Origin of the sequence: Candidatus Pseudomonas phytovorans, from assembly GCA_029202525.1 — a bacterium.
Taxonomy (GTDB): Bacteria; Pseudomonadota; Gammaproteobacteria; order Pseudomonadales; family Pseudomonadaceae; genus Aquipseudomonas; species Aquipseudomonas phytovorans.
Genome location: CP119325.1, coordinates 811,544 through 825,089, shown reverse-complemented (window position 1 = coordinate 825,089; position 13,546 = coordinate 811,544). Strand labels below are relative to the sequence as shown.

Genomic DNA, 13,546 nt, shown 5'->3' with positions numbered 1-13,546 from the left:
ATTGGGTTACCGCACGCCCGCCGCTTCCATGGCTGAAGCTGCTCCTTCATTTCTTGAAGGAGCACTTCACCCATGCCCGAACGCCCCTCCCCGTCCACACCGGCCAGGCTGGCAGGTGCTTTTACCCTCGCCAATGGGCTGCGTGTCTACCTGCGTGAAGACCACCGCGCACCACTGGTCAGCGTGCAGCTTTGGTATCACGTGGGCTCCAGCTACGAGCCCGAAGGCCACACGGGCCTGTCACATGCCCTTGAGCATCTACTGTTCGAAGGTAGTAGCAAGTTGGCTGGAGGCCAATACTCCACCCTCATGACCCACCTGGGTGGTGAGGCAAATGCATTCACCCTCACCGATGCCACGGCCTTTCCGCTGACGCTGCCAGCCAGCCGCCTGGAAATTGCCCTGGAAGCCATGGCCGATACCATGGCCAGCGCCACCCTCAGCGATGCACCTTTTGCCCGCGAACTGGCGGTTGTCATGGCCGAACGACGCGAGGATGTCGATAACGACCCATGGTCACTGGCTCTGGAGCATCACCTGCTGCTGGCCTATGACAACTGCGGCTATGGCACGCCCGTGATCGGCTACAAGACTGACCTTGGCCACATGACCCCTGCGGCGGCACGCACGTGGTACCTGACCTGGTACCACCCAAACAACGCGACGCTTGCTGTGGCCGGTGACATTACCCTTGCGCAACTGCAAACGCTGGTAACGCGACACTTTGCAGCGATCCCCGCCCATCGCCTGCCCGCCCGACAGACACCTGTAGAGCCCTCCAGGCGGGTGAGGCGCGTTCAAACCCTGCGTCAGCACGGCCTGCGCACAGGCGTGATCATCAGTTTCAACCTACCCAGCCAATGCACCGCCCGGTCTGGCTCACAAGCGTATGCACTGCGCCTGCTGCCCCAGATTCTTGCCCAAGGCCACGCCAGCATCCTCCAACGCCTGCTCGTGCGCGATGAACCGGTACTGCAAGGCGTGTGGTCGGACTATGAGCCTTGGCAACGTGGCGACAGCCTGCTGACCTTTTACGCGTTCTGCAGCCCGCAGGTTGCACCCGAGGTGGCTGCAGAACGACTGCTGCTGGAAATCGAAGCGTTCCGCCAGTCAGCGCCCAGCAAAGAAGACCTTCAGCGCGCCAAGGTACGACTTCTGGCCGAGCAATGGTTCGACAGGGACGATATCGGCCATCAGGCCGAAGCCATGGGCAAGCAGGCCGCCTGCGGCCTGGACCCTGTTGCACTGGAAGATGAAAGGCAAGCCATCGAAGCCGTGACAGCCGAGCAGGTAGGCCTGGCCGCTTATGACTTCCTGACCGAATCCCGGACCGCCATCACCTTTACGCATCACAAGGAAAGCGCTGATGAATGACTCGAACTCATACCCGCAGCGACCCGCGGTAGAAAGTCCTGTTCAGGGTGGTCTGGTTTCGGCCCAGGGGGTTGATCTGGATCACTTCCAACCTCTTGATACCCAAGTGCTGGCATGGACAACCGATGACGGGGCAGGCGTGAAATTCGTCGAAGCTCGAGGGCTGCCCATCATCGATGTTGTGCTGCGATTCAAGGCCGGTACGACCCAGGAGACCGTACACGCCGGCTTGGCGGCCCTTACGTTTTACATGCTCGACGAGGGCAGCCAGCAGCACACGTCCACCCGGCAAGCAGAGCAACTGGAGCGGCTTGGCGCAATCCTGGAACAGAAACTGAGCCTGGACCATGCGACTTTGAGCTTTCGAAGCCTGAGCACCAGTGGGGTGTTCGATCCGGCACTGGAACTTCTCATTGACTTCGTGGCACGGCCCTCCTTCACTGCTGGCGCGCTAGCCAAGATCAAGAGCGAACTGCTGCAGCACAATGCGTCTCGCGAACAACACCCCCGCTTGAGGGCGCGTAGCGAAGCCTTTCGTCATTTGTTCAAGGGACATCAGTATGGCAATCCATCGGGCATCAATCAGCAAGGGATAGACCAGACTACTCTTGCGGATCTGAGGCGCTTCCACCAACGCGCCTACTGCGCCAGCAACCTGAACATGGTTATAGTGGGGGACCTTTCCCTTGCACAGGCACAGGCCGTTTCACAACGGATCAGTCAGTCACTGCCCCAAGGCTGGTCCGCCATTGAGCCACCGGCCGCCGTGCCTGCAGCCGGCACGACGCTCAATGTCGAGCAGCCTGGTGCAAGCAATGCCATCCTGCTTGCAATCCCCATGAACGTCCCGGCCAATGACCCGGAATACCCGGCCCTGGTATTGGCCAGTGAGGTGTTGGGGGCGGGAATCGAATCACGCTTGATGAAAGCGCTGCGGCACCGTCGTGGCTTGACGTATGACGTTTTCACCCGACTAAAGGCATTGAGCGCTGGCGGCCTGTTCACGGCCGAATGGGACATCGCGCCATGGCATGTCGAAGGCTCTCAAGCACTGGTAGAAGCCTTGTTGCGCGAGTTCATCGACCAAGGGCCAACCCAGGCCGAGTTGCAACTTGCGCGCAAACAACTGGCGGGACGACTGCTGCGCAATGTGGCGCAGAACAAGAACCTGGCAGCCTTGCTCACGGAAATCACCGATCAGCGTCAGCCCGCCGACTTTCTCGACAACTACATCGAACGTCTCGCCAGGCTGACCCCGGATGATATCCGCGCTGTCATGCAGCGGCGGCTCGACCCTGGCCGCACGGTACGCGTGAGTGTTGGCCCACGCGCCGAGCAACAGCCACTGCCAGCCCTCGACCAATAGCGCAGGTACAGTGGCGCTGTTTCATGGCACTCTAACCAGGCACATCACGAGTCGCCCAGAATGCCCACCTCCAGCGCCACGTTCTGCCCGGCCACCGGCCTGTCCAACCCCCACCTGCAAACCCTGTGGGGGCCGCTGTGGCGCAAGCTGCCTGAATTGCAGCGCAACCGCGAGCGATTGTGGCTGGCCGATGGCGACTTCATCGACCTGGACTGGCATGGCCCGCACCTGCCGCATGCGCCGTTGGTTTTGGTGCTGCACGGGTTGACCGGTTCGTCCCACTCGCCCTACGTCAAAGGCTTGCAGCAAGCACTGCAGGACCGCGGCTGGGCCAGCGTGGCGGTGAACTGGCGTGGGTGCTCGGGCGAGCCCAACTTGTTGCCACGTAGCTATCATTCAGGCGCCAGCGAGGACTTGGCCGAGATCATCAGCCACCTGCGCGCCCAGCGCCCATTGGCGCCGTTGTATGCGGTGGGGTACTCGCTGGGGGGCAATGTCTTGCTGAAGTACCTGGGCGAGAGTGGCGTGGCCAGCCAGCTGCAGGCAGCGGTCGCGGTGTCGGTACCATTTCGCCTTGACCATTGCGCAGACCGTATCGGCCAGGGCTTCTCCAAGGTGTACCAGGCGCACTTCATGCGCGAGATGCTGGCGTATGTTCAGCTCAAGCAGCGACACTTCCATGACCAGGGCCAGCATGAACGGCTAGCGACGCTGGAACGCCTGGGGCCACTACGCGACCTGCGCACGTTCTGGGATTTCGACGGTAAGGTCACCGCCCCGCTTAACGGCTTTCGCGACGTGCATGACTACTACCGCCGCTCGTCGAGCCACTTCTTCCTTGGCCAGAACCGCACACCGACGCTGATCATCCATTCCAGCGATGACCCGTTCGTCTCCGACCATAGCCTGCCCACCGCCCGCGAGCTGGCGCCGCAGACCCGCCTTGAACTGCACCGACGCGGTGGCCATGTAGGCTTTGTCGACGGCAGCCTGCGCAACCCGGGGTATTACCTGGAGCGGCGGATACCGCAGTGGCTGGTCGAGGGCCAATAACACTCGAAATCCAAATCTTGCGCCGCTCCCACAGAGTCCCGGCTAAAGCCGTCGATATCGTTAGTCGCCAGTTACCACGCCATGCTCAGGGTTGTTGATCCACTCGCTCCAGGACCCGGCATACAACTTGGCCAGCGGGTACCCTGCCAGCGCCATCGCAAACAGGTTATGACAAGCCGTTACCCCCGACCCGCAGTAAGACACCAGCTGCTCCGGCGCCCGTCCGGCCAGCTTCTCGGCAAACCGCTGCTTGAGCTGATCCGCCGGCAGAAAGCGCCCATCTACCCCCAGGTTTTCGGTAAACGCCGCGCACTGGGCCCCGGGAATATGCCCCGCCACCGGGTCGATCGGCTCCACTTCACCGCGAAAACGCGGCAACGCACGTGCATCGATCAAGGTCAGGTCTGTGCTACCAAGGCGCTTGCCCAAGTGGTCGGCATCGATCAGCAGCTTGGCGTCCGGCTCACCACTGAAGGTGCCCTCGCGTTTGGGTGGCGGGTCCAGGCTCAGCGGCAGGTGCGCTGCATGCCACGCCTTCAGGCCACCATCAAGGATCGCCACGTCGTTGCGCTTGCCCAGCCAGGCCAACAGCCACCAGGCCCGAGCGGCAAAGGCGCCAGCGCCATCGTCGTAAAGCACCACTTCGCTGTCGTTGTTCAGGCCCCATTCGCGCAGGCGCTCGACCAGCCGCTGTGCATCGGGCAACGGGTGGCGCCCGGTGCGCCCCTTGCTCACCGGCCCGCTGAGGTCGCGGTCCAGGTCGGCAAAATGCGCCCCGGCAATATGGCCCAGGGCATAGCTGCGTTGGCCATAGTCCACATCCTCGAGGGCAAAGCGACAGTCGAGGATCACCAACCTGGGCGAGTCCAGGCGCTCAGCCAACTGCTGCGGTGTGATCAATTGCGCAAGGGGCATGACAATCTCCTGATCGATGGCACAAGGGCCCTGGGTTACTGTTCCAGAGCCTGGTTGAACGGTACATGGAATTCCTGGCACAGCGCGTCCACAGCAGTACGGGCAGCCTCGGTAACGTAGCCGAGTTCCAGCACCAGTACCTGATAGACGCCCCGCTTGAAGGCTTCTTCACCCAGGTGCGCGGAATGTTCACGCGTGGTGCTGAGAAAACGGACCCAGGACGTCAGCACGATCCAGGCATTGATGGTCAGGGATTCGATCTGCGCCGGCGCCATGGCCAGGATGCCTGCGTCGACAAAGCCGCGGTATATCGCCTGGCCCTGACGCAGGCAGCGCTCGGAAAAACGCCGGTAACGGGCGGCCAGTTCGGCATCGCTGTCCAGCAGGTGCTCCAGGTCGCGGTGCAGGAAGCGGTAGTTCCACATCGCCGCCAGCAAGGCCTTGAGGTAGAAGCGCTTGTCCTCCACGGTGGCCTTGCGGCCTTGTGGCGGGCGCAAGAAGCTGTCTACCAGTTCTTCATACTGGCTGAACAACAGGGCAATGATCGCCTGCTTGTTGGGGAAGTGGTAATACAGGTTGCCGGGCGAAATTTCCATGTGCGCGGCAATGTGGTTGGTACTGACGCTGCGTTCGCCCTGCTCGTTGAACAGCTCCAGGCTGTTCTGCACGATGCGCTCTCGGGTCTTCATGCGCGGGGCCATGCTCAGCTCCCAGTCTATGGGCCTTCATCAAAGGGTCATCTTACGGCGTATCACAGGTGGAATGCACCGTTCGGCGGTACGGAAAGTTCGCACCATCGTTCAGATTAGAGTATAGGCTCTAGACACTCACTGACCGGATCCGACGCCGCCATGAACGCGCCCAGTGCCGTGCCCCCTGTGCAGTCCGAGCTCGACCTCACGGCGATATTCGCTGCCCAGCGCCAGGCCTTTGCCGGCAACCCCCTGCCACCGGCAGCCCAGCGCCGGCAATGGCTGAGAAACCTGCGCCAAGCCTTGCTGGCCGGCCAGGCCGGGTTGATCGAGGCCATCAGCGATGACTTTGCCGGGCGTAGCGCCGACGAAACCCTGTTGGCGGAACTATTGCCCTCGATACAGGGCCTACGCCACGCAGAAAGGCACCTGCACCGCTGGATGCGCGCCAGCCGGCGACGGGTGGGTCTGGCCTTCCAGCCGGCCAGCGCGCAAGTGCGTTATCAGCCGCTTGGGGTGGTTGGCATCATTGTGCCGTGGAACTACCCGCTGCTCCTCGCCATCGGCCCGCTGACCTGTGCCCTGGCCGCCGGCAACCGGGTCATGCTCAAGCTCAGCGAAGCCACGCCCGCCAGTGCCCAGGCCTTGAAACAGCTGCTGGAACAGGTGTTCCCCACCGACCTGGTCAGCGTGGTGCTGGGCGAGGTCGAGGTGGGCGAGGCCTTCGCCCGCCTGCCCTTCGACCACCTGCTGTTCACCGGTGCCACCAGCGTGGGCCGGCAGGTCATGCTGGCTGCCGCGCAGAACCTGACACCGGTCACGCTGGAGCTGGGCGGCAAGTCACCGGCCATCGTGTCGACTGATGTGCCGCTGGACAGCACCGCCGAACGCATCGCCTTCGGCAAAACCCTCAACGCCGGCCAGACCTGCGTGGCCCCCGACTATGTGCTGGTACCACGCGAACGGCTGTCGGCCTTCAGCGACGCCTACCAGCGCGCCGTGCGCCGCCTGTACCCACGCATCGGCGACAACCCCGACTACACCGCCATCATCAACCCGCGCCAGTTGCAGCGCTTGCAGCACCTGCTGGACGATGCCCGCGACAAAGGTGCGCAAGTGCTTGACCTGTACCCTGGTGAAGCCCGCCAGGGCCGACGCCTGCCGCCGCACCTGCTGCTGGACGTGAACGACAGCATGCAGGTGATGCAGGACGAAATCTTTGGCCCGCTGCTGCCGCTGGTGCCCTACGACAGCCTCGATCAGGCGCTGGCCTACATCAACCAACGCCCGCGGCCTCTGGCGCTGTACTACTTCGGTTATGACCGGGCCAGCCAGGAGCATGTGCTGCGCCACACCCACTCTGGCGGGGTATGCCTGAACGACACCTTGCTGCACGTGGCCCAGGACGATCTGCCCTTCGGCGGCATCGGCCCTTCGGGCATGGGCCACTACCATGGTCACGACGGTTTTCTGACCTTCAGCAAGGCCAGGGCGGTACTGGCCAAGCAACGCCTCAACGCCGCACGGCTGATCTACCCGCCTTATGGCAAAACCTTGCAGCGTCTGGTCTACAAGCTGTTTATCCGCTGAGCGCCAGCCTGTGCACCGCCGCCTGGCACACAGCGCATGACAGCGAATGCGGCCCCTGTCTATAGTGCCATCAGCTGGCCGCATGACTTGGCCGGGCGCAGTCGCTGCGCTACCATCCGACTCCCCAACGCACTCCAGCCAGGATGACGCGATGAACCGAGTGTTGTACCCGGGTACTTTCGACCCCATTACCAAAGGCCATGGCGACCTGGTCGAGCGCGCCTCGCGGCTGTTCGATCACGTGATCATCGCGGTGGCGGCCAGCCCGAAGAAAAACCCCCTGTTCCCACTGGAGCAGCGGGTGGCGCTCGCGCGTGAGGTCACCAGGCACCTGCCCAATGTCGAAGTCATCGGCTTCTCCTCCCTGTTGGCGCATTTCGCCAAGGACCAGGGCGCCAACGTCTTCCTGCGTGGCCTGCGTGCGGTGTCCGACTTCGAGTACGAGTTCCAGCTGGCGAACATGAACCGGCAACTGGCTCCCGATGTCGAGAGCCTGTTCCTGACGCCTTCTGAGCGTTATTCGTTCATTTCCTCGACGCTGGTCCGGGAAATCGCCGCACTGGGCGGTGATATCAGCAAGTTCGTCCACCCGGTGGTGGCCGAAGCGCTGACTGAACGCTTCAAGAAGTAACCTTTAGCGCCTGATCATCGCGCCCGCGTGCACTGCGGGCGCGAATGCGGCACAATTGTGCCCATTGCGTTGAACATGCCCGGGCCATGAGCCCCGGCCGGAGTCCCCATGTCCCTGATCATCACCGACGATTGCATCAACTGCGACGTCTGCGAACCCGAGTGCCCGAACGAGGCCATCTCCCAAGGCGAAGAGATCTACGTGATCGACCCTAACCTGTGCACCCAGTGCGTGGGTCATTACGACGAGCCGCAGTGCCAGCAGGTCTGCCCGGTCGACTGCATCCCGCTGGATGAAGCGCACCCGGAGTCTGAAGAACAGCTGATGGCCAAGTACCGCCTGATTACCGGCAAGGCCTGATCACTGCCTGGCAAGGGCTTCGCCCTTGTTCGCGGGTAAACCCGCTCCCACACTACAGCGCAGGCCTTGAGGACAGTGCAATGCCTGTGGGAGCGGCGGTGCGGCGGTCCGATTTACCCGCGAATTGGGCCGCACAGCGGCCCCCAGCCTCAGCGCTGGCAGCGCGGGCAGAACACGCTCGCCCGCTGCCCCAGCTTTACCTCGCGCAACTCCGTGCCACACACCTTGCACGGCTGCCCGCCCCGCCCGTAGACGAACAGTTCCTGCTGGAAGTACCCCGGCTGCCCATCACCACCGATGAAGTCGCGCAGGGTGGTACCGCCACGCTCGATCGCTGCCGCCAGCACCCGTTTGATCTCGATCGCCAGCTTCAAATAGCGCGCCCGGGAAATACCGCCCGCCTCCCGACGTGGGTCGATGCCGGCGGCAAACAGCGCCTCGGTGGCGTAGATGTTGCCCACCCCCACCACCACCGCGTTGTCCATGATGAACGGCTTGACCGCCATCGAGCGCCCGCGCGACAGCTGAAAAAGGCGCTCCCCGTCAAACAGGTCAGTCAGCGGCTCAGGCCCCAGGCGCAGCAGTAGCTCGTGGTTCAGCGGGTCCAGGCTCCACAGCATGGCACCGAAGCGGCGCGGGTCGGTGTAGCGCAGCATCAGCCCCGACTCAAGCTCGATGTCGACATGTTCATGCTTGGCCGCCGGTAAACCCAGCTCTACCAGCCTCAAGTTGCCCGACATCCCCAGGTGGCTGATGAGCGTACCCACCTCAGCATTGATCAACAGGTATTTGGCCCGCCGCTCGACACTGACAATGCGCTGCCCCGACAGGCGCACATCCAGGTCTTCCGGGATTGGCCAGCGCAAACGCCGGTCACGCACCACCACGCGGCTGACGCGCTGGCCTTCCAGGTGGGGCGCAATACCGCGCCGGGTGGTTTCTACTTCTGGCAATTCCGGCATGTGTCAGTGCCCGCTCAACTCGCGAATGTTCTGCTTGAGGTTTTCGAAATCGTATTCCGACAAACCAATGTAATCGAGCACCAGCGGGCCGACCACATTCCATTCGTGGTCCACCGCCTGGTTGCCCAGCACCCGATAGGAGGCGCAGATGTGCTCGGCCATTTTCAAAACCGCCAACAGGTTTTTCAGCTGGTTCTGCGTATTGCGGCAGCTCTCGTCGCGAAATACCGCCAAGGCATTGTGGTGGTTGGCGATGGCTGCCGTGAGGTGCTCGGGCAGGCGCCAGGATTTGGCGGTGAAATAGCCGACCACCGAATGGTTGGTGTTGAACGCGCGATTTTCGGTGTCGACTACCCGTGTTTCCCCGTCAGCTTTGGCATAAGCCTCTTCCAGCACATCCATGTAGTTGGGGAAGCGCTTGAGCATCAGTGGCACGCCACAGTCGTGGAACAGGCCGAGGGTATAGGCCTCGTCAGCCGCCTGGATGCCGGTGCGCTTGGCCAGGGTCAGGCAGGTCATCGCCACGTCCTGAGCGGTGTCCCAGAAACGGTTGAGGGTGACGATGGTCTCGTCGCTCATCTCACCCTTGATCGACTGGGCGTTGATCAGGTTGATGATCGAACGGCTGCCCAGCAGGTTCACCGCGCGCTGGATCGAGCCGATCTTGTTGGAAAGGCCGAACTGCGATGAGTTGACCAGCTTGAGCAAGGCGCCTGAGAGGCCCGGGTCCTGGGAAATCAGCTTGGCGATGGTTTCCAGGTCCGGGTCAGGCATGTACTGCTCGAACTGCAGGTCGACCATGATCTGCGGTTGCGGCGGGATGGTGATGCCTTGCAAGGCTTGCTGGATCTGTTCGGCGCTGAGTTCTTGGGACATACGTGCACACTCGTTTAGGACGGGGGATTCTAACCCAGTTGGCCGCGCCAGCGCTTTGTCGTGCCCCGAACCGAAGTGCAGGCCGACAGGGTATACTCCCGCTCTTTTTTCCCGGAGCGACGCCATGTCCCTGCCCAGCCTTCGCCTCAAAGCCAATGCCGACCGCCGCCTGCGCGCCGGCCACCTGTGGGTCTACAGCAACGAAGTCGACGTCACCGCGTCACCGCTGCAAGGCTTCCAGGCCGGTCAGCAGGCCGTTCTCGAGGCGGCCAACGGCAAGCCGCTGGGCATCGTCGCCCTCAGCCCGAACAACCTGATCTGTGCCCGCCTGCTGTCGCGCGACATCAAGCTACCGCTGGACAAGTCGCTGCTGGTTCACCGCCTCAACGTCGCCCTGTCGCTGCGCGAGCGCCTGTTCGACCAGCCATGCTACCGCCTGGTGTATGGCGATTCCGACCTGCTGCCGGGCCTGGTGGTCGACCGCTTCTTCGACATCCTCGTGGTTCAGCTGGCCTCGGCCACCATGGAAGCGCACAAGGACGACGTGATCGCTGCCCTGGTGCAAGTGCTCAAACCAAGCGGCATCCTGTTCAAGAACGATTCCGCCGCGCGTGACGCCGAAGGCCTGCAGCGCTATGTCGAGACCGTCTACGGCGAAGTGCCGGACTGGGTAGCGCTGGAAGAGAACGGCGTCAAGTTCGAAGCCCCCGTGCGTGAAGGCCAGAAGACTGGCTGGTTCTACGACCACCGCATGAACCGCGCGCGCCTGGCGCCGTATGTAAAGGGCAAGCGTGTGCTCGACCTGTTCAGCTACATCGGTGGCTGGGGCGTACAGGCCGGTGCCTTCGGCGCCAGCGAAGTGTTCTGCGTCGATGCCTCGGGCTTTGCCCTGGATGGTGTAGAGCGTAACGCTGCACTGAACGGCATCAGCGAGAAGCTGACCTGCATCGAAGGCGACGTGTTCGAAGCCCTGCGCGAGCTCAAGGCCGCTGAAGAGCGCTTCGACGTGATCATTGCCGACCCACCCGCCTTCATCAAGCGCAAGAAAGACCTGAAAAACGGCGAAGCGGCCTACCGCCGCCTGAACGAACAGGCCATGCGCATGCTGAGCAAGGACGGCATCCTGGTCAGCGCCTCGTGCTCGATGCACCTGCCCGAAGACGACCTGCACAACATTCTGCTGACCAGCGCTCGCCACCTGGACCGCAACATGCAGCTGCTGGAGCGCGGCGGCCAGGGCCCAGACCACCCGGTGCACCCGGCTATTACCGAAACCCGCTACATCAAGAGCATCACCTGCCGCTTGCTGCCTAACAGCTGATATCTGCCAAAAAGGGCCGCCCAGCGGCCCTTTCCTGCTGCAATCTCCCCGCCAGCCATCCACATCTGCATTCCTTCGCCGCGCCAGCGGTGTAGAATCGGCCTATTCATCGCCAGTCATCCCCGGCGGGTTTATGAGCTCTGGCCAAGCACGCGGCGATCCCGTTGTGTCTTCGGCCCCATCCGTGCCTGTGGCAACCGGCCAGCGGCACAAAGGACAAGAGAAGCTCACTCCCCTTTATGTGACCTGATTAAGCCGCCAGGAGTGTTTCATGCCTGATTATCGTTCCAAGACTTCCACCCACGGCCGCAACATGGCCGGCGCCCGTGCCCTGTGGCGCGCCACCGGGATGAAGGACGAAGACTTCAAGAAACCGATCATCGCCATCGCCAACTCGTTCACCCAGTTCGTCCCGGGCCACGTGCACCTGAAGGACCTGGGCCAGCTGGTTGCCCGCGAAATCGAACGCGCCGGTGGCGTGGCCAAGGAATTCAACACCATCGCGGTCGATGACGGCATCGCCATGGGCCACGACGGCATGCTCTACTCGCTGCCAAGCCGCGAGATTATTGCCGACGCCGTGGAATACATGGTCAACGCGCACTGCGCTGACGCCATCGTCTGCATCTCCAACTGCGACAAGATCACCCCCGGCATGCTGATGGCCGCCCTGCGCCTGAACATCCCGGTGATCTTCGTTTCCGGCGGCCCGATGGAAGCCGGCAAGACCAAGCTGGCCAGCCACGGCCTGGACCTGGTCGACGCCATGGTGATCGCTGCCGACTCCACGGCTTCCGACGAAAAAGTCGCCGAGTACGAGCGCAGCGCCTGCCCGACCTGCGGTTCGTGCTCCGGTATGTTCACTGCCAACTCGATGAACTGCCTGACCGAGGCCCTGGGCCTGGCCCTGCCGGGCAACGGCTCGACCCTGGCCACCCACGCCGACCGCGAGCAGCTGTTCCTCACCGCCGGCCGCACCATCGTCGAGCTGTGCAAGCGCTACTACGGCGAGAACGACGCCTCGGTACTGCCGCGCAGCATCGCCAACTTCAAGGCGTTCGAGAACGCCATGATGCTCGACATCGCAATGGGCGGGTCGACCAACACCATCCTGCACCTGCTGGCTGCAGCACAGGAAGGTGAAATCGCCTTCGACCTGCGCGACATCGACCGCCTGTCGCGCACAGTGCCACAGCTGTGCAAAGTGGCGCCGAACATCCAGAAGTACCACATGGAAGACGTGCACCGCGCCGGCGGCATCTTCAGCATCCTCGGTTCGCTGGCCCGTGGCGGCCTGTTGCACACCGACCTGCCGACCGTGCACAGCCGCAGCATGGAAGAAGCCATCGCCAAGTGGGACATCACCCAGACCGATGACGAAGCCGTGCACACCTTCTTCAAGGCCGGCCCTGCCGGTATCCCGACCCAGACGGCGTTCAGCCAGTCGACCCGTTGGGAAACCCTGGATGACGACCGCGAAAACGGCTGCATCCGCAGCTTCGAACACGCCTACTCGCAAGAAGGCGGCCTGGCCGTGCTGTACGGCAACATCGCCCTCGACGGTTGTGTGGTGAAAACTGCCGGTGTCGATGAGTCGATTCACGTGTTCGAAGGCAACGCCAAGATCTTCGAGAGCCAGGACAGCGCTGTGCGCGGCATCCTTGCTGACGAAGTGAAGGCCGGCGACATCGTGATCATCCGCTACGAAGGCCCGAAAGGCGGCCCGGGCATGCAAGAGATGCTCTACCCGACTTCGTACCTGAAGTCCAAAGGACTGGGCAAGGCTTGCGCCCTGCTTACCGACGGCCGCTTCTCGGGCGGTACCTCGGGCCTGTCGATCGGCCACGCCTCGCCGGAAGCCGCTGCTGGCGGCGCCATCGGCCTGGTGCGTGACGGCGACAAGGTACTGATCGACATCCCTAACCGTTCGATCAACCTGCTGGTCAGCGACGAAGAGCTGGCTGAGCGCCGCGTCGAGCAGGACAAGAAGGGCTGGAAACCAGTCGAAACGCGCCCACGCAAAGTGACCACCGCGCTGAAGGCCTATGCCCTGCTGGCGACCAGTGCCGATAAAGGTGCTGTGCGTAACAAGGCGATGCTGGAAGGGCTGTAAGGCTCTGACTGCGTGAATGAAAAACCGGCGCCACGAGCGCCGGTTTTTTTATGCCTGTTCCGGCCTCTTCGCGGGCACGCCCGCTCCCACAGGTACTGCACAGTATCTGAAAATCGTGCAGTACCTGTGGGAGCGGGCGTGCCCGCGAAGAGGCCAGCTCAGGCAATACAATGCTTAAAGACCTCAAAGCAGCTGCAAACACCGCGTTGATTGCAATCCGCAGCACATCGTTATTCTATAAACGACTAAGCAAATTCCATTTGGGTATAAATTCGTTGCTTTTCAGGCTGTTA

At 62.6% G+C, this 13,546-nt stretch carries 12 protein-coding genes; 8 read left to right on the top strand and 4 right to left on the bottom strand.

What is annotated here, in order from left to right; genetic code table 11:
• The first annotated feature begins 72 nt into the window (after positions 1-72).
• From P0Y58_03655 to P0Y58_03645, 3 genes are read left to right on the top strand one after another with little or no spacing between them, the layout of a single operon-like run.
• Positions 73-1,374, top strand: coding sequence for a pitrilysin family protein (locus tag P0Y58_03655; protein WEK31300.1), 1,302 nt, complete (start codon positions 73-75; stop codon positions 1,372-1,374).
• Complete coding sequence (locus tag P0Y58_03650) at positions 1,367-2,740, top strand: pitrilysin family protein (GenBank protein WEK31299.1); 1,374 nt, start codon at positions 1,367-1,369, stop codon at positions 2,738-2,740. The genes P0Y58_03655 and P0Y58_03650 overlap by 8 nt, the downstream gene beginning before the upstream one ends.
• Positions 2,741-2,800: 60 nt before the next feature.
• A complete protein-coding gene (locus tag P0Y58_03645) occupies positions 2,801-3,793 on the top strand; it encodes a hydrolase (protein WEK31298.1) in 993 nt (330 codons plus the stop codon).
• A 60-nt stretch (positions 3,794-3,853) separates the two neighbouring features.
• Here the strand turns inward: P0Y58_03645 and P0Y58_03640 are convergent, their stop codons facing one another.
• Together P0Y58_03640 and P0Y58_03635 are read right to left on the bottom strand one after the other, a co-directional pair.
• Entirely contained in the window at positions 3,854-4,708 is an 855-nt protein-coding gene (locus P0Y58_03640) for a sulfurtransferase (protein ID WEK31297.1), read from the bottom strand.
• Between the two features lie 35 nt (positions 4,709-4,743).
• Positions 4,744-5,409 (bottom strand): TetR/AcrR family transcriptional regulator, encoded by a 666-nt coding sequence (locus P0Y58_03635; GenBank protein ID WEK31296.1) that lies wholly within the window; start codon positions 5,407-5,409, stop codon positions 4,744-4,746.
• A 150-nt stretch (positions 5,410-5,559) separates the two neighbouring features.
• Between P0Y58_03635 and P0Y58_03630 the strand changes: the two genes are divergently transcribed.
• From P0Y58_03630 to P0Y58_03620, 3 genes are all read left to right on the top strand, one after another.
• Positions 5,560-6,990: a coniferyl aldehyde dehydrogenase gene (locus P0Y58_03630; GenBank protein ID WEK31295.1), complete on the top strand. Its 1,431-nt coding sequence runs from the start codon at positions 5,560-5,562 to the stop codon at positions 6,988-6,990.
• 151 nt (positions 6,991-7,141) lie between these two features.
• A complete protein-coding gene (coaD, locus tag P0Y58_03625) occupies positions 7,142-7,621 on the top strand; it encodes a pantetheine-phosphate adenylyltransferase (GenBank protein ID WEK31294.1) in 480 nt (159 codons plus the stop codon).
• Positions 7,622-7,729: 108 nt separating this feature from the next.
• Positions 7,730-7,981, top strand: a complete 252-nt coding sequence (locus tag P0Y58_03620) for a YfhL family 4Fe-4S dicluster ferredoxin (GenBank protein WEK31293.1) — start codon at positions 7,730-7,732, stop codon at positions 7,979-7,981.
• A gap of 149 nt (positions 7,982-8,130) precedes the next feature.
• On the opposite strand, the gene mutM is transcribed toward P0Y58_03620, so the two are convergent.
• Positions 8,131-8,943, bottom strand: coding sequence for a bifunctional DNA-formamidopyrimidine glycosylase/DNA-(apurinic or apyrimidinic site) lyase (mutM, locus tag P0Y58_03615; protein ID WEK31292.1), 813 nt, complete (start codon positions 8,941-8,943; stop codon positions 8,131-8,133).
• Positions 8,944-8,946: 3 nt separating this feature from the next.
• Entirely contained in the window at positions 8,947-9,765 is an 819-nt protein-coding gene (locus tag P0Y58_03610; protein WEK33268.1) for an HDOD domain-containing protein, read from the bottom strand.
• Between the two features lie 178 nt (positions 9,766-9,943).
• Here P0Y58_03610 and P0Y58_03605 point away from each other — a divergent pair, with 178 nt between their 5' ends.
• Together P0Y58_03605 and ilvD are read left to right on the top strand one after the other, a co-directional pair.
• A complete protein-coding gene (locus tag P0Y58_03605) occupies positions 9,944-11,140 on the top strand; it encodes a class I SAM-dependent rRNA methyltransferase (protein ID WEK31291.1) in 1,197 nt (398 codons plus the stop codon).
• Positions 11,141-11,411: 271 nt separating this feature from the next.
• Complete coding sequence (ilvD, locus tag P0Y58_03600) at positions 11,412-13,253, top strand: dihydroxy-acid dehydratase (protein ID WEK31290.1); 1,842 nt, start codon at positions 11,412-11,414, stop codon at positions 13,251-13,253.
• Positions 13,254-13,546: the final 293 nt, after the last annotated feature.